At 66.2% G+C, this 19,409-nt stretch carries 22 protein-coding genes; 16 read left to right on the top strand and 6 right to left on the bottom strand.

Annotated features, from left to right (window positions below):
* Positions 1–12: 12 nt before the first annotated feature.
* From RM532_RS02645 to RM532_RS02635, 3 genes are all read right to left on the bottom strand, one after another.
* A complete protein-coding gene (locus RM532_RS02645; protein WP_311651579.1) occupies positions 13–252 on the bottom strand; it encodes a BolA family protein in 240 nt (79 codons plus the stop codon).
* A 115-nt stretch (positions 253–367) separates the two neighbouring features.
* Positions 368–1,129: an ABC transporter permease gene (locus RM532_RS02640; RefSeq protein WP_311651578.1), complete on the bottom strand. Its 762-nt coding sequence runs from the start codon at positions 1,127–1,129 to the stop codon at positions 368–370.
* Positions 1,126–2,049, bottom strand: a complete 924-nt coding sequence (locus RM532_RS02635) for an ABC transporter ATP-binding protein (protein WP_311651577.1) — start codon at positions 2,047–2,049, stop codon at positions 1,126–1,128. Before RM532_RS02635 ends, RM532_RS02640 begins: the two co-directional genes overlap by 4 nt.
* 129 nt (positions 2,050–2,178) lie before the next feature.
* Between RM532_RS02635 and RM532_RS02630 the strand changes: the two genes are divergently transcribed.
* From RM532_RS02630 to mgtE, 15 genes are all read left to right on the top strand, one after another.
* Complete coding sequence (locus RM532_RS02630; RefSeq protein WP_311651576.1) at positions 2,179–3,141, top strand: calcium/sodium antiporter; 963 nt, start codon at positions 2,179–2,181, stop codon at positions 3,139–3,141.
* 26 nt (positions 3,142–3,167) lie between these two features.
* Positions 3,168–4,142: a KpsF/GutQ family sugar-phosphate isomerase gene (locus RM532_RS02625; RefSeq protein ID WP_311651575.1), complete on the top strand. Its 975-nt coding sequence runs from the start codon at positions 3,168–3,170 to the stop codon at positions 4,140–4,142.
* Positions 4,139–4,633, top strand: a complete 495-nt coding sequence (locus tag RM532_RS02620) for a KdsC family phosphatase (protein ID WP_311651574.1) — start codon at positions 4,139–4,141, stop codon at positions 4,631–4,633. Before RM532_RS02625 ends, RM532_RS02620 begins: the two co-directional genes overlap by 4 nt.
* Before the next feature lie 3 nt (positions 4,634–4,636).
* Complete coding sequence (lptC, locus tag RM532_RS02615) at positions 4,637–5,185, top strand: LPS export ABC transporter periplasmic protein LptC (RefSeq protein WP_311651573.1); 549 nt, start codon at positions 4,637–4,639, stop codon at positions 5,183–5,185.
* Positions 5,160–5,753 carry a lipopolysaccharide transport periplasmic protein LptA gene (gene lptA / locus RM532_RS02610; RefSeq protein ID WP_311651572.1) on the top strand — a complete coding sequence of 198 codons (594 nt, stop codon included), beginning with the start codon at positions 5,160–5,162 and terminating at the stop codon, positions 5,751–5,753. Before lptC ends, lptA begins: the two co-directional genes overlap by 26 nt.
* Entirely contained in the window at positions 5,743–6,480 is a 738-nt protein-coding gene (gene lptB / locus RM532_RS02605; RefSeq protein ID WP_311651571.1) for an LPS export ABC transporter ATP-binding protein, read from the top strand. The genes lptA and lptB overlap by 11 nt, the downstream gene beginning before the upstream one ends.
* Positions 6,477–7,916, top strand: a complete 1,440-nt coding sequence (locus RM532_RS02600; RefSeq protein WP_311651570.1) for an RNA polymerase factor sigma-54 — start codon at positions 6,477–6,479, stop codon at positions 7,914–7,916. The genes lptB and RM532_RS02600 overlap by 4 nt, the downstream gene beginning before the upstream one ends.
* 142 nt (positions 7,917–8,058) lie before the next feature.
* Entirely contained in the window at positions 8,059–8,385 is a 327-nt protein-coding gene (hpf, locus tag RM532_RS02595) for a ribosome hibernation-promoting factor, HPF/YfiA family (RefSeq protein ID WP_311651569.1), read from the top strand.
* 72 nt (positions 8,386–8,457) lie between these two features.
* Entirely contained in the window at positions 8,458–8,928 is a 471-nt protein-coding gene (locus RM532_RS02590; protein WP_311651568.1) for a PTS sugar transporter subunit IIA, read from the top strand.
* 11 nt (positions 8,929–8,939) lie between these two features.
* A complete protein-coding gene (gene hprK / locus RM532_RS02585) occupies positions 8,940–9,887 on the top strand; it encodes an HPr(Ser) kinase/phosphatase (RefSeq protein WP_311651567.1) in 948 nt (315 codons plus the stop codon).
* Positions 9,887–10,744, top strand: a complete 858-nt coding sequence (rapZ, locus tag RM532_RS02580; RefSeq protein ID WP_311651566.1) for an RNase adapter RapZ — start codon at positions 9,887–9,889, stop codon at positions 10,742–10,744. The genes hprK and rapZ overlap by 1 nt, the downstream gene beginning before the upstream one ends.
* Positions 10,745–10,778: 34 nt before the next feature.
* Positions 10,779–11,186, top strand: coding sequence for a PTS sugar transporter subunit IIA (locus RM532_RS02575; RefSeq protein WP_311651565.1), 408 nt, complete (start codon positions 10,779–10,781; stop codon positions 11,184–11,186).
* Positions 11,179–11,448 (top strand): HPr family phosphocarrier protein, encoded by a 270-nt coding sequence (locus RM532_RS02570; protein ID WP_311651564.1) that lies wholly within the window; start codon positions 11,179–11,181, stop codon positions 11,446–11,448. The genes RM532_RS02575 and RM532_RS02570 overlap by 8 nt, the downstream gene beginning before the upstream one ends.
* Before the next feature lie 52 nt (positions 11,449–11,500).
* Positions 11,501–13,243 (top strand): phosphoenolpyruvate--protein phosphotransferase, encoded by a 1,743-nt coding sequence (gene ptsP, locus RM532_RS02565; RefSeq protein ID WP_311651563.1) that lies wholly within the window; start codon positions 11,501–11,503, stop codon positions 13,241–13,243.
* A 180-nt stretch (positions 13,244–13,423) separates the two neighbouring features.
* Positions 13,424–14,791: a magnesium transporter gene (gene mgtE, locus RM532_RS02560; protein WP_311651562.1), complete on the top strand. Its 1,368-nt coding sequence runs from the start codon at positions 13,424–13,426 to the stop codon at positions 14,789–14,791.
* A 665-nt stretch (positions 14,792–15,456) separates the two neighbouring features.
* Here mgtE and RM532_RS02555 read toward each other — a convergent pair.
* From RM532_RS02555 to RM532_RS02545, 3 genes are read right to left on the bottom strand one after another with little or no spacing between them, the layout of a single operon-like run.
* Positions 15,457–15,972, bottom strand: a complete 516-nt coding sequence (locus RM532_RS02555; RefSeq protein WP_311651561.1) for a hypothetical protein — start codon at positions 15,970–15,972, stop codon at positions 15,457–15,459.
* Positions 15,973–15,977: 5 nt separating this feature from the next.
* The gene (locus RM532_RS02550) at positions 15,978–16,991 is read right to left on the bottom strand and encodes an ion transporter (protein WP_311651560.1); all 1,014 of its coding nucleotides are present in this window, start codon (positions 16,989–16,991) and stop codon (positions 15,978–15,980) included.
* Positions 16,988–18,454, bottom strand: coding sequence for a patatin-like phospholipase family protein (locus tag RM532_RS02545; protein WP_311651559.1), 1,467 nt, complete (start codon positions 18,452–18,454; stop codon positions 16,988–16,990). The genes RM532_RS02550 and RM532_RS02545 overlap by 4 nt, the downstream gene beginning before the upstream one ends.
* Positions 18,455–18,595: 141 nt before the next feature.
* On the opposite strand from RM532_RS02545, the gene RM532_RS02540 reads away from it, so the two are divergent.
* A complete protein-coding gene (locus RM532_RS02540) occupies positions 18,596–19,363 on the top strand; it encodes a 3-hydroxyacyl-CoA dehydrogenase (protein ID WP_311651558.1) in 768 nt (255 codons plus the stop codon).
* The last annotated feature ends 46 nt before the right edge of the window (positions 19,364–19,409 follow it).

Raw genomic sequence — 19,409 nt, 5'->3', positions numbered from 1 at the left:
GCGGAACGACAGTCACTGGCCGCCGGCCTGGTCCGGGGTGAGCGTACGCAGCGACAGGGCATGAATCTCGTCGCCCATGCGCTCGCCGAGGGTGGCATAGACCATCCGGTGCTGCGCCAGCTTGCCCTGACCGGCAAAGCTCGGGGATACCACCCGGGCAGCGAAGTGGGTGCCGTCGTCGCCGACCACCTCCACCGTAGCGTCGGGTAGACCGGCTTCGATCAGCGACTTGATTTGCTCGGGTGTCACCATGCGCGAAAGGCCTGATTCCGGGGCTGTACCGTCGACGTTTGCGGGCCGCGGAGTTTATCACGCCCGCCAAGGGACTCTCTGACCCATTCCCCGCGGCCTGCGTCTGTGTCCCAAGTCAGCTGCGGATACGGGTCCCGCGGGCGAGCATCGTGATGGCCAGTGCCGATACCGCCACGAAGAACACCGACACCACCGCCAGCGTCTGCCAGGGGCCCACGTCGCCGACGCCGAAGAAACCGTAGCGGAAGCCGTCGATCATGTAGAAGAACGGATTGTAGTGGGAGGCCGCCCGCCAGAAATCCGGCAGCGAGTGAATCGAGTAGAACACGCCGGACAGGAACGACAGCGGCATGATGAAGAAATTCTGGAACGCCGCCAAATGCTCGAACTTGTCGGCCAGAATGCCGGCGATCAAACCCAGCACCGCCAGCGTGCCACCGGCCAGGAACAGCATCGCCAGCACCATCAGAGGATGGGTCAGGGGCGTACGCACGAAGAACTGGGCCATCAGGAATAGCCCGCCCGCCACCAGCGCCGCCCGCACCAGCGCGGCGCCGATATAGGCCACGTAAAGCTCGAATGCCGACAGCGGTGTCATCAGCACGAACACCAGATTGCCCATCACCTTGGACTGGGTGATCGACGAAGAGGTATTGGCAAAAGCATTCTGGATGATGCTCATCATGATCAGGCCGGGAATCAGGAACGCGGTGTAGGCCACGCCGTCATAGACCTGCACCCGATCCTCGAGCACCTGACGGAACACCAGCAGATAGAGCATCGCGGTGATCACGGGCGCCGCCACGGTCTGCCCGATCACGCTCTGGAAGCGGCGGATCTCCTTCTTGAAGAGGGTGTAGCAGCCGTACCAGTTCATGCCGGAGCCTCCTCGTCGGCCGTAAGCTCGACGAAGATGTCCTCCAGCGAGGGCTCCCGGGTGCGCACGTCCTGCACCCGGAAGCCGGCGGCACGGATCGATTCGATCACGTCGGAGATATTGTGGCGCCCCTGCTCCAGCCGCAGCTCGATCTCCTTGCCGTTGATGTTCTCGGCCAGGGCCCGGACGTCATCGGGTAGCCGGCCGCGGCCTTCCAGGCGCAGCTTGAGAAAGCGGAACGGATGCCGGTCCAGCAGCGCCCGCTTTTCCTCTAGCACCCGCAATTCACCGTGATTCAGGATGGCAATGCGGTCGCACAGTTCCTCGGCTTCCTCGAGGTAGTGCGTGGTCAGCACAATGGTATGACCCTCCTCGTAAAGCCGGCGGGTGAACCGCCACAGGGTGCGCCGCAGCTCCACGTCCACCCCGGCGGTGGGTTCGTCGAGGATCACCACGTCGGGCTTGTGCACCAGCGCCTGGGCGATCAGCACCCGGCGCTTCATGCCGCCGGACAGCTGGCGCATGCTGGCATCGCGCTTGTCGTCCAGCTCCAGCGCCTCGAGCAGTTCGTCGATCCACGGCCAGTAGTCCCGCCCGCAGCCGTAGTAGCCAGCCTGAAGACGCAACAAATCCTCCACCGGGAAGAACGGATCGTAGACCAGTTCCTGGGGTACTACACCGAGGCTGCGGCGCGCCGCACGGTAATCGGTGACCACATCATGGCCGAGTACCGCGATGTTGCCGCTGGTGGCCCGGCAGAGCCCGGCAATGATGCTGATCAGGGTGGACTTGCCAGCGCCGTTCGGCCCCAGCAGGCCGAAGAATTCACCGCGCTGGATATCGAACGACACGCCCTTGAGGGCCTCGAAATCGCCGAATCGCTTGTGGATGTCACGAATGGAAACGGCCGGTTGGGTCATGCGGTTCGCGGTGTTCGGGCGGGCGCGACAGTATACGCCCCGGGGTCAAGCGGCCGCAGCCGGACTGAGTGCCGGCAACCCTGCGTTATCATGCGCGTTTTCGCGCCGAGCGCTAAGGAACCTTCCCGAATGATGCTGGCCGATTTCCTGGCCGTTGCCGGCGGCCTGGCCGTTCTCGCCCTGTCCGCCGATCGCTTCATCAATGCGGCCGCGACCACCGCGCGGCTGCTGGGCGTTCCCCCGCTTCTGGTCGGCCTGACGGTGGTCGGTTTCGGCACCTCGGCACCGGAGATGGTGGTGTCGGTGATTGCCTCGCTCCAGGGGCGCGAAGGTATCGCCATCGGCAACGTGATCGGCTCCAACGTGGCCAACATGACACTGGTCCTGGGCAGCGCCGCGGTGATCACGCCGCTGGTGGTACAGCCGATCCTGGTGCGGCGCGAAATGCCGCTGGTGATCGGCATCAGCGTGCTCACGGTGGGGCTGGCGCTGGACAACCAGCTATCGGTCTTCGACGGCATCATCCTGCTGATCGGGCTGGCGGGCTTTCTCGGCTTTCTGGTGATGCTGGGCCGGCGCGGCGAATCGGACCCCCTCGCCCCGGACCTGGAAACCGACCCGGTGGAGCGCATGTCCCCGCGCAGTGCCGTGTTGTGGCTGCTGCTGGGGCTGGCACTGTTGCCGGCCAGCTCCCAGGCGCTGGTGTGGGGCGCGGGCAACATCGCCGCCGCCATCGGGGTGAGCGAGTTGGTGATCGGACTGACCGTCGTGGCCGTGGGCACGTCACTGCCGGAACTGGCTACCGCTATTTCGGCCGTGCGGCAGAAACAGCCCGACCTGGTGATCGGCAACGTGCTGGGCTCCAACCTGTTCAACATTCTCGCGGTCCTGCCCTTCCCCGCGCTGCTGGCGCCCGGATTCATTCCGGCCGGCGCGCTGGTGCGGGACATGCCGGCCATGCTGGCCGCCATCCTGGCGGTGTACCTGCTATCCCGCTTCGGCGCCCACCGCATCGGCCGCGGCGGCGGGCTGCTGTTGCTGTCCGGTTTCATCGGCTACGGCACACTGCTTTTCATGCAGCGTTTCCCATGAAGGCGGCGCCGCTGGATAATGCGCCCATGATGGACAGCGACCAGCTCATAGCCATGGGGCGGCGGGTGATCGACATCGAAGCCGATGCCGTCACCGCACTGCGCGAACGCATCGACGAACGCTTCGCCGCCGCCTGCCGGCTGTTCTACGACTGCCGCGGCCGCGTGATCGTTACCGGCATGGGCAAGTCCGGCCACGTCGGCGGCAAGATCGCCGCCACCCTGGCCTCCACCGGCACGCCCGCCTTCTTCGTGCATCCCGGCGAGGCCAGCCACGGCGACCTGGGCATGGTCACCGGCACCGATGTGGTGCTGGCCCTGTCAAATTCCGGGGAAACCGCCGAGATTCTTACCATCCTGCCGCTGATCAAGCGCCTGGGCGTGCCGCTGGTGGCGATGACCGGCAAGCCCGGTTCCACGCTGGCCGTGCGGGCGGACGTGCATATCGACGTGGCCGTGGCGCTGGAGGCCTGCCCGCTGGATCTGGCGCCGACTTCGTCCACCACCGCGGCCCTGACCATGGGTGATGCACTGGCAATCGCTCTGCTCGAGGCGCGCGAATTCACTGCGGAGGACTTTGCCCGCTCGCATCCCGGCGGCTCACTGGGCAAGCGGCTGCTGGTGCGGCTCGCGGATGTCATGCACCAGGGAGACGACGTGCCGGCGGTAACCGATACCACGACGTTGCGCGAGGCCCTGCTGGAGATGACCCGCAAGCGCCTGGGGATGACCGCGGTGACCGATGCCGAGGGCCGCCTGACCGGCCTGTTCACCGACGGCGATCTGCGCCGGGCGCTGGATGCCGATGTCGACGTACGCACCACGCCAATCCACGCGGTGATGACGCCGGACCCGCGCACCGCTCCGGCCGAGATGCTGGCCGCCGAGGCCCTGCGGATGATGGAAATCGAACAAATCAACGGCCTGCTGGTCGTGGATGACGAGCAGCGCCCGATCGGGGCGCTGAACATGCGCGATCTGCTGCTGGCGAGGGTGTTATGAGCGATTGGCAGACCCGGGCGGCCGCGGTGGAACTGGCCGTATTCGACGTGGACGGCGTACTCACCGACGGCCGGCTATGGCTGGGTCCCGACGGCATGGAGTTGAAGACCATGCACGTTCGCGACGGGCTGGGCCTGAAACGTCTGCAGGCGGCCGGTATCACCCCCGCGGTGATCAGCGGCCGGCCCTCGCGAGCCGTGGAGGACCGGCTGCTGGAACTGGGCCTGCAGTACATCACCCTCGATTGCGACGACAAGCTGGCCGCGTTCGAAGACCTGCTCGAAGAACGGGGCATCGACGCCGCCCGGGCCGCGGTCATGGGCGACGACCTGCCCGATCTGCCGCTGATGGAACGAGCCGGCGTGGCGCTGGCGGTGGCCGACGCGGTGCCCGAGGTGCGCGCTGGCGCCGACTGGATCAGCTGCGCGGCCGGCGGCCACGGGGCCGTCCGCGAAGCCTGCGACCTGCTGGTCGCGGCCCGCGAGGGCTAATCGGTGCGACCGCTGGTGCTGATGGCGGCGCTGGCCGCCGCGGTGGTGATCCTACTGCTGACCCGCGGTGGTTCGCAGGCCCCCGATGATACACCGGTGGCCACCACCCCCGAGGGCAGCAACTACTACCTGCTCGACGCCCAGGTCCGGCAGTTCAACGCCGCCGGCGAGCCAGCCTACCGAATCCGGGCGGCCTCGTCGCTGCATTTCCCGGACGAATCCGCCCGGCTCACCGACATCCGGGTCGATTATCCCCGCGACGTCGACCGCGCCTGGACCCTGGCCGCCGATGAGGGCCGCATTCCGGCGGGCAGCCGCGACGTGCGCCTGAGCGGCGACGTCACCGCGGATTACAACGGCGCGGGCCGCCGCGACTGGACCATCACCACGCCGTGGCTGTGGATTCGCGCCGAGCAGGAACAGGCCGAAACGGATGCCGCCATCGTGGGTAACGCGCCCGGCCAGCGGGTCAGTGCGCGAGGCATGCGCTTGCGCTTCGGCGAGGAAAGTCTGACATTGCGAAACGATGTGGAAGTTCGTTATCAACCCTGAACTCCGGCGCGCGACCCGCTGGCTGGCGCCCCTGCTACTGGCGCTGGTGAGCCCGACCGTGTGCGCCCAGGGGTTTCCGATCGATATCGAGGCCGATCGCGCCGAGGTATCGCAGAAGACCGGCGTGAGCACCTATACCGGCAACGTAGTGCTCACCCGTGGTCCGCTGCGCCTGTCCGGCAGTCGTCTGACCGTCAGCCGCAGCGACGACGGCGAAATCCGGGCGGAACTCGAGGGCGAGCCGGTGCAGATCCGGCGCGACCCCGACGATGACGAGGACGGCGCCGCCATCACCGGCCGCGCCAACCGCCTGACCTATCGCGCCGCCGATGCGGTGCTCGAACTCAACGGCAGCGCGGTGCTCAACCGCGATGGTGACGCGGTACGCGGTGACCGCATCCGCCACTTCCTGGACGGCGGCCGCACCGAGGCCATGCGCGGCGACGACGAACGCGTACGCATCACCATCCAGCCGGAAACGGCCGCCGGCGCCGGCGTCGAAGGCGAAGACACGAGCGAGCCACCCGCCGACGACGCCGACGGCACTGACACCCCCGATGGTGGCTGAGGCCCGCCGGCTCGAAGCCGAGCGGCTGAGCAAGCGCTTCCGCGGCCGGCCGGTGGTGCGGGACGTGTCGCTGCAGGTCGCCAGCGGCGAGGTCGTGGGGCTGCTCGGCCCCAATGGCGCCGGCAAGACCACCTCGTTCTACATGATCGTGGGCCTGATCAACGCCGATACCGGGCGCATCCGGCTGGGCGACGAGGACCTCACCCGGGCGCCGATGCATATCCGCGCACGTGCCGGGGTCGGCTACCTGCCCCAGGAGGCCTCCATATTCCGCAAGCTGTCGGTGGCCGATAACATCATGGCCATCCTGGAGACCCGCCGGGATCTGGGCCGGACCGGCCGCCGGGCGCGGCTGGACAACCTGCTGGAGGAACTCAGCATCGGCCACATCCGCGACGCCATCGGCCTGTCCCTGTCCGGGGGCGAACGCCGCCGGGTGGAGATTGCCCGGGCGCTGGCCGCCGAACCCGCGTTCATGCTGCTGGACGAGCCGTTTGCCGGCATCGATCCGATTTCCATCGGCGACATCCGGGCGATCGTGCGCCACCTGCAGGCGCGGGGAATCGGTATCCTTATCACCGATCACAACGTGCGCGAAACACTGGGCATCTGCGACCGCGCCTACATCATGAGCGACGGCGAAGTCATCGCCGCCGGCGACGCCAACACGGTACTGGCCAACGAGCAGGTGCGGCGTGTGTATCTGGGAGACGAATTCCGGTTATGAGCCTCAAGCAGTCGGTTTCACTCAAGCTCGGGCAATCGCTGACCATGACGCCCGCGCTGCAGCAGGCCATCCGCATGCTGCAACTGTCCACCCTCGATCTAAGCATGGAAATCCAGCAGGCGCTGGACTCCAACGTCATGCTGGAAACCGAGGAACCGGAGGAGCAGGGCCCCGACGATGCCGCCAATCAGGCCGAGGAGACCCGACCCGCCGGCGAGGACATCCCGGAAAACCTGCCGGTGGACGCCGACTGGGACGATATCTACCAGTCCGCCCCCGCCCGCCAGGCCAGCGCCGAAGATGAAGCCCTGTGGGAATATCGCCAGGCCAACCTCCACACCCCGCCGGACCTGCACGAACACCTAACGTGGCAAGCCGAACTGGCGGGCTTCGGCGACACCCAGGCCCTGGTGGCGGCCTACCTCATCGACGCGGTGGATAATCACGGCTATCTGCAGGGCTGGCCGGAACTGGCCGAACGCCTGACCGTGGATATCGGAGCCGACGAGGCGCAGCTGACCGCGGTGCTGACCACCATCCAGGCCTTCGATCCGCCCGGCGTGGCCGCACGGTCGCTGCAGGAATGCCTGTTGATCCAGCTCGACCAGGTGGAGACAGATGCCCCCGGGCTGGCCGCGGCGCGGGCGATTGTCGAACGCGACGGCCTGGAAGCCCTGGGTGCCCGCGATCATACCGCGCTGGCGCGGCTCAGCGGCATCGACGATGCCGACGAGTTGGCCACCGGCATGGCGCTGATCCAGACCCTGCAGCCGCATCCGGGCGAGGCCTACGGCGGTCAGGAAGCGCAGTACATCGTGCCGGAAGTGTTCGTGGTGCGGCGCGAAGGGCGCTGGCAGGTCCAGCTCAACCCCGACATCGCGCCCCGCCTGCGCATCAATCCGCAGTACATGGCCATGGTCAAGCGCGCTGACAAGAGCGCCGATCAGACCACGCTGAAGGAGCACCTGCAGGAAGCCCGCTTCTTTCTCAACAGCCTGCGCAGCCGCAACGAAACCCTGCTGCGGGTGGCCCAATGCATAGTTGAAGCCCAGCGCGCTTTTCTGGAATATGGAGAGGAAGCGATGAAGCCGCTGGTACTGCGCGACGTCGCTGACGCGCTGGACATCCACGAATCCACGGTTTCCCGTGCCACGGCGCACAAGTACATGCAGACACCGCGCGGACTATTCGAGCTGAAGTATTTCTTCTCCAGCCACGTCGCCACCACCGACGGCGGCACCTGTTCGGCCACCGCCATCCAGGCCATGATCCGCCGCCTGGTGGCCGGGGAAACGCCCGGAAAGCCACTGTCCGACAGCCGGCTGGCCGATCTGCTGCTCGACGAGGGCATCCAGGTGGCCCGGCGGACCGTGGCCAAGTACCGTGAGGCAATGTCCATTCCGCCTTCCCATCAGCGTCGGCGCCAGCATGCCTGAGGCACGCGCCACGCCGATCCACGCCGGCACCGGCCGGCCGAATACCGTCTGCCTGCGTATCCCGGTTGATAACAGCCACGGAGCGGCGACCGGGAACGGTTTTCCGCGGCCTCGCAAGCCGCAAGTCACCAAGGAGTGCACCATGAACTTGAATATCTCTGGGCATCACATGGACCTGACCGACGCGCTGCGCGATTATGTGAACGCCAAGCTGGCGCGCGTGGAGCGACACTTCGATCATGTGATCGAGGCGGAAGTCGTTCTGGAAGTGGAAAAGGAGCGCCACAAGGCCGAGGCCACCCTGAAGCTGTCCGGCACGACGCTGCACGCCGAAGCCACCGAGAACGACATGTATGCGGCGATCGATCTGATGGCCGACAAGCTCGACCGCCAGACCCGCAAGTTCAAGGAAAAGATCACCGACCATCACAACCGCGAAGCCCAGCGCCTGCAGGCTGGCGCGGTTTGACATGACCCCGGCCCGCGGCGATGCCGGCAACGGCGCGTCGCGGGCTTTCCATTTGCCACCACGGGTTGCGACATGAACCTAGCCGACATCATTGCCGCCGAACGAATCCGCGTCATCGACGATGCGCAGAGCAAAAAACGTTCGCTGGAGCGTCTTTCCGAGATTCTGGCGGAGGGCACGCCCTATCTTTCGGCGACCGAGATATTCACTGCCCTGGTGGCCCGCGAAAAGCTCGGCAGCACCGCGCTGGGCGACGGCGTGGCCATTCCCCACGGCCGTCTCAAGGGCCTGGACGAATGCGTCGGCGCCATGATCCGCCTGCCCGAGGGGGTGGACTTCGAGGCCCCCGACGGCAAGCCGGTGGACATCCTGTTCGGGCTGCTGGTCCCGCAGGATTCCACCGATGTCCACCTCAATATTCTGCGCGGGCTCGCGGAACTGTTCACCGAGGAAGACACCCTGCGCGCCATGCGCGCCGCCGATAACGACAAGGTGCTGCACGAAATCCTGATCGAACGCGACCCGATGGCCCAGGCCGGCTGACGCCACCGGTGATGGACAGCCACGCCGTCACCGTCCGGACCGTGGTCGATGCACTGGCCCCCGCCCTGGCACTGCGCTGGCACGGGACGCCGACCGGCGGCGACAACCGCCTGGATCAACCTGCCGGGGGCGAGACCGTACCCAAGGTCGGTTACCTGAACTTCATTCATCCACCGCGGGTGCAGATTATCGGCGCTGCGGAAGCGGACTATCTGCGCCAAGCCTCGCCGGCACTGCGCGACCACATCATCGACCGCGTGCGCACCGGCGATACCGCCATGATCGTGATCGCCGATGGCATGGGCCTGGAAGAACCGCATGCGCTGGCGCTGCAGAGCGCCGGCATTGCGCTGCTGGCCACGGATATCCCGGCGCACAAGGTCAGCTACCGGATGCGCCACTACCTGAGCCAGGCGCTGGCCCGGCGCATTACCGTCCACGGTGTGTTCCTGGAGATTCTCAGCATCGGCCTGCTGCTCACCGGGCGTCCGGCCGTGGGCAAGAGCGAACTCGCTCTGGAACTGATCACCCGCGGCCATCGACTGGTAGCCGACGATGCGCCCGAATTCGCGCTGCTGGGCCCGGACGATCTCAACGGCGGTTGCCCGCCGGTGCTGCAGGATTTTCTCGAGGTGCGCGGCCTGGGCGTGCTAAACATCCGGGCCATGTTCGGGGAAGCCGCGATCAAGCGCCGCAAGCAACTGGGGCTGATCATCAATCTGTTGCGTCCGGACGATCCCGACCTGCCGGTCACCGACCGGCTCTCGGGCAGCCGCCGGGAACGCGATATCCTGGAAGTTGGAATCCCCGAGATCACCCTGCCGGTGGCCCCCGGCCACAATCTGGCAGTACTGGTGGAGGCCGCCTGCCGGGATCATCTGCTGCGCCAGCAGGGCCATCGCAGCGACGAGATCTTCGCCGCCCGGCAGGCCGCGCACATGCAGGACGGGGCAGCCTGATGCGTCTGATCATCGTCAGCGGGCTGGCCGGTTCGGGCAAGTCGGTGGCACTGGGCATGCTCGAGGACCTGGGCTACTACTGCATCGACAACCTGCCGATCACGCTGCTGCGCGACGTCACCGCCGACAGCCTGCGGCGCGAGGAACTCGACATCGAACGACTGGCGGTCGGGGTGGATGCCCGGGCCCGGTCACGCCAGATTGCCGCATTCCCCGAGGGGGTGACCGCTCTGCGGGCCGGCGGACTCGACGTGCAGGTGCTGTACCTGGAAGCCGACGACGAGGTAATCCTGCGTCGCTACGGAGAAACCCGCCGCAAGCACCCGCTCACCGACGCCGGCACGCCGCTGGTGGAGGCGGTACGCGCCGACCGCGACTTGATGCGCCCGATCGCCGATCAGGCCGATCTGACCATCGACACCAGCCGTACCAACATCCATCAGCTGCGCGAGCTCATCCGTACCCGCGTGGAAGCGGCCAGCGACGGTAGGCTGTCGATCCTGCTGCAGTCGTTCGGCTTCAAGTACGGGGTGCCGGATGCGGTGGACTTCGTGTTCGACGTACGCTGCCTGCCCAATCCTCACTGGGAGACCGACCTGCGCGAGGCCACCGGGCGTGATCCAACGGTGGCCGAGTTCCTGGAAAAATCGCAGGAAACGGTCAGGATGCGCAACGATATTGCCGGTTTCATTGAAGCCTGGCTGCCCGCGTTCGAACGTGAGAACCGCGCCTATATCACGATTGCCATCGGCTGCACCGGCGGCCGGCACCGCTCGGTCTACCTGGTGGAACGGATTCACGAACGGTTGCGCGAACGCTACCCGCGCACCCAGGTCAAACACACGGAGTTGCCATGACGCCTGCCGGCATCCCTGCGCGGGACAACCCCTCATGATCGGCGTCGTGCTCATCACGCACGGTCAACTGGGCCAGCAACTGGTGGATACGGTGACCGGCATGCTGGGCGGGCTGAGTCTGGCCACCGAAGTGGTGGCCGTGCACCGCCATGACGACCCGGACGAAAGGGCCGAACAGGCCGCAGCGGCGATGGCCCGGCTGGGCGACTGCAGCGAACTGCTGCTGCTGACCGACGCCTTCGGCTCCACTCCGAGCAATATCGCCAACCGTTTGGCCGGACCGGGCCGACGCGTGGTGGCTGGCGTCAATCTGCCGATGCTAGTGCGCATCTACAACTATCCCGATCTCGATCTGGGGCGGATGGTCGACAGCGCGGTGGAAGCCGGGCGCAACGGCATCATGCCCTGCGGCGAAACAAGCGGAGACAACGTCCGTGGTTGAACGCGAGCTATCCATCGTCAATCGTCTGGGCCTGCACGCCCGAGCCGCTTCCAAGTTCGTGCAGACCGCGGCCGGCTTCGACGCCGACCTCAAGGTCAGCAAGGACGGCCGGGAGGTCTCGGGCAAGTCGATCATGGGCATCATGATGCTGGCCGCCGCCCGCGGCAGCCGCATCCTGGTGCGGGCCGACGGCCCCGATGCCGAAGCGGCCGTGGAGGCCCTGGAAGAACTGGTCCGCGACCGCTTCGGCGAGGGCGAATAGGCATGATGGCGGCGCAATTCCTCTTGGATTTCCCGGGCGAACAGGCCACACCATGAGTCTGTGGCTATCCGGCATCGGCGTTTCGCGCGGCATCGCCATCGGGCGCGTGCACCGCATCCATGCCACGGATCTGGACATTCCCGAGTACGAGATCGCCGCGGACGCGCTCGACGCCGAAGTCCAGCGTTTCGAGGAGGGCCTGACCCGGACCCGGGAACAACTCGAGACCATCCGCGACCAGATCCCCGCCAACGCGCCACCGGAAATCGCGGCATTCATCGAAACCCATCTGCTGATGCTCGAGGACAGCGCGCTGTCCGACACCGTGGCCAAGCTCATCCGCGAACACCACTGCAACGCGGAATGGGCCCTGAAACTGCAGCAGGATCATCTGGTGGCCGTGTTCGACCAGATGGACGACGCCTATCTGCGAACCCGTCGCGACGACGTGGTGCACGTCACTGCCCGGCTGCAGCGGGTGCTGCTCAAGGAGGAGCGCCACATCGAGGCGCGGCGCGAGGCCAATCGCGAACCGCCAGTGATCGTGGCCGACGATCTGACGCCCGCCGATATCATCATCCTGCATCAGCAGGGCGTCGGCGCATTCATCTCCGAGCACGGCGGCCCGCTGTCGCACAGCGCGATTCTCGCCCGCAGCCTGCGTATTCCCGCCATCGTGGGCATGCACGCCGCGCGGCGTCTGTTGCTGGACGACGAGACCGTGGTGGTGGACGGCGAGGCCGGTCACGTCCTGGCCGCGCCGGATGCCGAGGCCATCGAGTTCTACCGCCACCGCCAGAAGCGGGATCAGCGCTACCGGCGCATGCTCGGCAAGCTCAAGGGCGAGCCGGCGATTACCGCGGACGGCGTACCCATCCGCCTGCTGGCCAACGTGGAGCTGCCCGACGACAGCGCCGACGCCGCCGAGGTGGGGGCTGACGGCATCGGGCTGTACCGCACCGAATTCCTGTACATGAACCGCGAGGACATGCCTTCCGAGGAGGAGCAACTGGCCGCCTACCGACGGGTGCTGCGATCGGTGGACGGGCCGGTGACCATCCGCACGCTGGACCTTGGCGCCGACAAGACCCTCGGCCAGGGGCGGGACCCGGCCCAGTCCACCAACCCGGCCCTCGGCTTGCGCGCGATCCGGCTGTGCCTGAAGGAAACCGACATGTTCCGGGTACAGCTGCGAGCCCTCCTGCGCGCCTCCGCCGAAGGCGACGTACGGGTGATGCTGCCGATGATTTCCAACACCCAGGAACTCAAGCAGACCCGCCATCTGATCGGCGAGACCATGAACCAGTTGCGCGCGGAGGGTCACGCCTTCAACAGCGCCCTGCCGGTGGGGGCGATGATCGAGGTCCCCGCCGCCGCCCTGTCCGCCCCCCTGCTGGCCCGGCATGCCGATTTCTTCTCCCTGGGCACCAACGATCTGATCCAGTACACCCTGGCCATGGACCGGGTGGACGACGAGATCAACTACCTTTACGACCCGCTGCATCCAGCCGTCCTGCGTCTGATCAAGCTGACCATCGAAGCCGGGGAGCAGGCACCGATTCCGGTTTCCATGTGCGGCGAGATGGCCTCCGACCGGCGCTACACGCGCCTGCTGCTCGGCCTCGGGCTGACCGAGTTTTCCATGCATCCGGCCAGTATCCTGGAGGTCAAGCAACTGATCATGCAGTCGAACGTCGCCGCCCTGCGCGAGCAGGTCGACGCCATGCTCGCCTGCGGGGATGCCGACGAGTTCCGCGAACACCTCGACGCGCTCGACGAACCGGCGCCCGCCTGACCGCAGGCGCGTTTCGTGCTCTATGTTTCCGTTGGCTGCGGCTGGACACCGTCGCCATTTCTTCTTCTCGAAACTTGAAACCCGAAACCCGAAACTGACGGCAGGCGGCAATAGACGCCTGCCGTCATTACCGGTACCTTCACGCAGTCCCCACGCGTCCCGCGACCGAGCCCGACAGGCATGACCGAAGCCGCGCAACTCGACGAGTCCACGGCCTCCGAGGCCCGCCTGCAATATCTGCATGAGGTGCTGGAATCCGGCCGCATGCGCCGGCTCAAGCCGTTGCTGCACTCCCTGCATCCAGCCGAAACCGCGCTGCTGCTGGAAGGCGTGCCGCGCACCAAGCGCATGCTGGTGTGGGGCCTGGTGCCCGACGACGATCATGGCGAGGTGCTGCTGCACGTCAACGACGAGGTCCGCAGCCAGCTGATCGAGGGTCTGGACGACGACGTCCTGCTGGCTGCCGCCGACGGCCTGGAAATGGACGACCTGGCGGACCTGCTCGAGGACCTGCCGGAGACGGTCACCCAGCAGGTTCTGCGGTCCATGGACCAGCAGAACCGAGAGCGCCTGGAATCGGTGCTGTCCTATCCGGCCGACTCCGCCGGTGGCCTGATGAACACCGACACGGTGACAGTGCGCCCGGACGTGTCGCTGGATGTCGTGACGCGTTACCTGCACCAGCGGGCCCAGCTACCCGACCAGACCGACACTCTGTTCGTGGTCAGCCGCTACGGTCGGTATCTCGGCATGCTGTCGCTGGCCCGCCTGGTCACGCTTGATCCGGAACGCGATGTCTCCGAAGTCATGGATACCTCGGTGGAAGGCCTGCTCGTCGACATGCCGGCCAGCCAGGTGGCCAAGCGCTTCCAGGACCTGGACCTGATCTCCGCCCCGGTGGTCGACGAAAACGAACGGCTGGTCGGCCGAATCACTATCGACGACGTGGTCGACGTGATCCGCGACGAAGCCGAACACAGCATCATGAGCATGGCCGGCCTCGACGAGGAGGAGGACGTATTCGCCCCCATTGCCCGCAGCGCCCGGCGGCGCGCGGTATGGCTGGGCATCAACCTGTTCACTGCCTCCCTCGCCGCCCAGGTGGTGGGCCTGTTCGAGGCAACCCTGTCGGAAGTGGTGGCGCTGGCCGTGCTGATGCCCATCGTCGCCTCCATGGGCGGCATCGGCGGCAGCCAGACCCTGACCATCATGATCCGCGGCTTGGCCATGGGCCAGATCGCGTTCTCCAATGCCCGAACGCTGTTCTTCAAGGAACTGGCGGTGGCGATGATCAACGGCGTCATTTGGGGATTGGTCGTGGGATTGGTGGCCTATATCTGGTTCGGCAATATCACTCTGGGCGTCGTGATCGGAACCGCCCTGGTATTCAACCAGATCGGCGCGGCGGTGGCCGGCGTGGGCCTGCCGCTACTGATGCGCAAGATGGGCATCGATCCGGCCCTGGCCGGAACCGTGGTGTTGACCACGATTACCGATATTGTGGGTTTCGGGTTGTTTCTGGGGATGGGGACGTTGTTGTTGCTCTGACTAAAACTCAGACTGCCCCGCAGACCGGAATAAGCGGAAACTTTTCGGCGATTCAGAAATCCCGAATTGTCGTAGACGAAAGAAGATTCCGCCCCGCTGAAGCGGGCCGGGTGTCTTTCTTGTGCGACAAGAAAGTCACCAAAGAAACGCTTCCGGCGGGCGAGTCCTGCCTCGAACGGGGTTCGAGGCAGGATGCCCTGTGCGCTTCGGTCGGCGAGGGGGTGTTTCGACGGGTCATCCATGACCCGGCGAAAACCGCGCGCCCGTCCTGGGCGCGCCCCTTCGGGCCGGGAACCTCGCCGCCCTGCAGTGCTCGGCTCGTCCCGACGGGAATCAAGAGGTGCCACATCCGGGTGTGGTCGCTTCTTCCCTCCCGTTAGCGCTTGCCGACCGGCCGGTGGGCCATAGGGTAAGCCGGACAGGACGTCCGGCTTAGCGCCGCCGGCACACGGAGGTGCCGTCGGCGCGACCCGGCCATGGCCCGGCGGCCGGGCGGGAACCCCTCGATCAGCCTTCGCTGAACGAGGGGCAAGCGGTCCGGGTCGCCTTTCTTTTCGTCTCTTTTCTTTAGCGACGCAAAGAAAAGAGACTCGCCCTTCAGGGCGAAATTCTTATGTTTTCGGGCAAGCATTCAGACCGGGCGATCACCGCCATAATGGCCGGCATTAGTTGCCACGCCCCCGCTCGGCCCGACAAGCCTCCTCAAGAGACGGCGGCCGCCCGAGTCGCCGGAAACTGCCATCTTCCTGCCGCTTCTCGACCGTGATCCGGCAGCGCCCGGCTTCCAGGTCCACATCGTTGATCAAGCGGTACTCGGCCCCCGGATCCGCCAGGAATGCCAGATCGTCGATCAGGCACTTGCGGTCTTCGGCCCCTTGCCAGAACAGCTCCACGGCAAGCGGCTGGTTGGCCGGCAGCGTTACCCTGCTCTCCGGCTGCTCGTAATCAACCTGCCGGATATCGCCGAGCGGTCGACGCTGCTGACTGCAAAAACTCGGTTTGGCGAACAGGTACAACCCGCTCACGCCCACGGCCCGCCCCATGAAGCCCTCGCCCAATCGGTTGCTGGTATAGGTCAGCGTTGCCTGCGGCCCGACAATCGGTTCGTCATAGGTCGGCCCACGCTGCAGACAACCGGCGACGGTCAGCGCGGTGAAGCCCGCCAGCGCGAGTCTCGCCACGGGGTTCAGGCGTAGGTCTCCTTCCACCGCTGTACTCGAACCTGCTCCTTGAGCAGTTCCACCACCTCGACAATCGCCTCGTTGATGTCGGGATTCACGCTCGCCTGGGTTTCCAGCAACTGGGCCAGCACGCTGTCGGCGATGTGCTGGACCATGTCGTCGAACTCATCCGATTCCAGTCCGGTGACAGCCTCGTCGAGCACGCTGTTGACGGCATCACGGATGGCCCATTCGAGACTGCGTGTCACCGCCGCGCCCAGCATCGGCACGCGTTCAACGCCGGCGATGGCCGCATTGTCCGACACCGCCCGGTTGACCAGCTTTCCAACGTAGGCCTGGATTTCGTCGCGGTTGTCGCCGTAGGCCTTGCTCACGGCGGCCTCGATCCGCTGACTGATCACGTTGACCAGGCGCTCCCGGCGGGGCTGGACCACTTCGGTGAGAACCCGTGTGGTCAGGTCCTTGCCGCCGCTGCGGACTTCCTCCTGAATGCCATCGAGCACATTGACCACGACCCGGTCGGAGACTTCCTCCACCAGGATGTCGTAGTACTTCTTGGCAAACGCGTAGGCCCGCCACTGCCGGACATCAATTAGGCCCAGCCGCTGCAGGCGGATGCCCAGCGCCAGCACGCGCAGCACCCGCAGCCAACGGAACCCGGCGAGCGGAATACAGCCAAGCACGTCGTACCAGTGCACAAAGGGATAGAAGAACCAGCGGTGATAGCGCTGGTACCAGATGGCCACGCCCCAGCCGACCAACACGTCGGCGATGAAGATCGCCACGAAGTAGAGATCGATAGTGGGGAAATGCTCGTGCACGTTGACTGCATACCAGTCATGCCCCCCCGGTGACAGCCAGGCGACGCCAGCGGCAAAGGATTCGATCACGAACAGGCTGTCGAAGATGATCAGACCGAGATTGAGCGCCACCAGGGCGAGGACGGTGAGGTCCCAGACCAGACCAGCCCAGGCCAGGGTGCCGCGTCCGCCTGACCGAATCACCGGCGGCGCACTCATGAGGTCTCCGTGGCCACCAGGGCCGGCCGGCCGGCGGCTTCCCACGTGGCGGGCTGAAGCATGGCGGTCACCTCGGGCAACCGGGCGTCCATCTGATTCCACCCCCACTGGAAGGCCTGGTCGAGCGAGGCAGCCGCCGGCACCAGATTGATCGGCGACAGGGTAGGAGAAAAACGCACCATGGAGTCAGCGTAAACCCGATTGGACCGCATCTGCATCTGCACGGCCTGGGAAATCGGCCAGAGCCACAGGTGCTTGGGTTCCCATTTGGGCTGGAAGCAGTCGAATGCCAGATAGTAGGCATTGCGGGTGCCGATGCGGCCGGATTCGACGCCTTCCCAGGCCGCCCGGGCCGGGACGTTGTCGGCCACGCCACCGTCCACCAGCGCACTCAGATCATGCCGATTCATCAGTTCGGCAAAGATCTCGCGGCTGGTACCGGCCCGACCCCGCAACTCGTACTGCAGGATAGTGGGTACCGCGGCCGAGAACCCCACCACGTCCACCGCATGCAGCGAGCGGGTATCCTGGTCACGGCCGAACACCAGTGGCTTGACCAGCGCCGGGCTGAAAAAGCTGGCGAGTCGCCACAGCCTTGACGCAAGTTTCACGGAGAACGGCAGCAGCCGCGAGGCCCCGGACTCCGGCTCGCGCACGTCATCGGGCATGCGCTCGAGCGAGCGCCGCCGCACCCCGGCCACGATCAGGTCGAGCGGAATCTCCATTTCGTCCAGCCGCAGGGGACGGCGATGATCGCCGGTGACGAAGCGGGAATGCAGCACCTTCAGATGCAGCTGCAGCAGGCCCGGCAGACACAGGTCCGCCCGGCGCCGGCCGGCGGTAAACACATCGGCGCGGCTCAACGATTTGGCAAAGGCAAGGTATTCATCCACCTCGATGCGACGCCTGGCGGCGCGGAACAGCCCCATTACCGCGCCGATGGAGTTGCCCACCAGGTAATCCGGAGTGAGGTCCGCCGCCATCAATCGGGCATAAGCGCCCAGATAGACGTATCCGGCACCGCCACCGCCCCCGGCCACGCTGACGAACGCTCGATGGCCGGCTTCCCGGTCGAGCGCCGCGGCGTCGAAATCATCCGGGTGGCTGGCAAGCAATGCCTCGCGGGCCTGAGCAGTGAGTTCCCGCACGCGGGGCATGGCCTGAACGCAGGTGGCCAGTCGTTCGCTATCACTGCCGGCACTGCGCAAGGGCGTGTAGAGATGGGCCAGCAGCCAGTCGGCCAGGGTGGCGTTGGCGCCGAGGTTGATGCGCACGTCGCGCTTGCTGCCCCGTGGCACGAAACGGTGAATGCGCGCCAGGCCCATGGCATAGCGCAGACACTGGTAATCGGTTTCCGACAGATCCTGCGGCTGTGCCAGGCGGGCCCGGACCAGGGCTCGTTCCATGCGCTGCAACTGCAGACGCTGGCTATCCCGGTCGGTGGATAACTCGGCGGCGGACAACGTCTTCCCCCCAGACAAAAGTCGTGCGAAAGCACGCATAGCAGGCGAATCCGGCCCCGAAGTCAACCCCGGCGGGTGGTCAACGCCATCCAACTGCGGTAAAACGCCGCCGTCATTACGCCCAATTCAGGAGAGCACATCATGCAGATCGCCGACCGCTGTTTCATCGTCACCGGGGGCGGCTCCGGCCTCGGCGAGGCCACGGTACGCGCCATCGTCGACCAGGGCGGCCGGGCCGTGATTGCGGACGTGAACGCCAAGGCCGGCCAGGCCCTGGCCGACGCCCTGGGCGATGCCGTTCGGTTCTCGCGCTGCGATGTCACGCAGGGGGATGACGGTCGCGCGGCGGTCGAGCTGGCCGTCAGCGAATTCGGCGGTCTGCACGGCCTGGTCAACTGCGCCGGCATCGGCATCCCGGCCAAGGTGCTGGGCAAGGACGGCCCGATGGATCTCAAGAAGTTCTCCAAGGTGATCGAGATCAACCTGATCGGCAGCTTCAACATGATCCGGCTGGCCGCGGAAGCCATGGCCAGGGGCGAGCCGGATGCCGGCGGTGAAAAGGGCGTGATCATCAACACCGCGTCGGTTGCGGCGTTCGAGGGCCAGATCGGCCAGGCTTCCTATTCCGCCTCCAAGGGCGGGGTAGTCGGCATGACTCTGCCCATCGCCCGGGAACTGGCACGCGACGGTATCCGCGTGATGACCATCGCCCCCGGTCTGTTCGACACGCCCATGATGGCCGGCCTGCCCGAGGACGTGCGTGACTCCCTGGGCAAGCAGGTACCGTTCCCGCCGCGCCTGGGCCTGCCCGCCGAGTACGCCCGGATGGCCCGCGACATCATCGAGAACCCGGTTCTCAACGGCACCACCATCCGTCTGGATGGGGCCATCCGGATGCAGCCCAAGTAGGCTTACGCATCGGCGCCGCGCCTTCTCATCCAACCTGACAGGACGA

This window comes from Spectribacter hydrogenoxidans, from assembly GCF_031846275.1.
Lineage (GTDB): Bacteria > Pseudomonadota > Gammaproteobacteria > Nevskiales > Salinisphaeraceae > Spectribacter > Spectribacter hydrogenoxidans.
The sequence above is the reverse complement of the archived record's forward strand: the minus strand, read 5'-3'. Positions and strand labels throughout refer to the sequence as shown.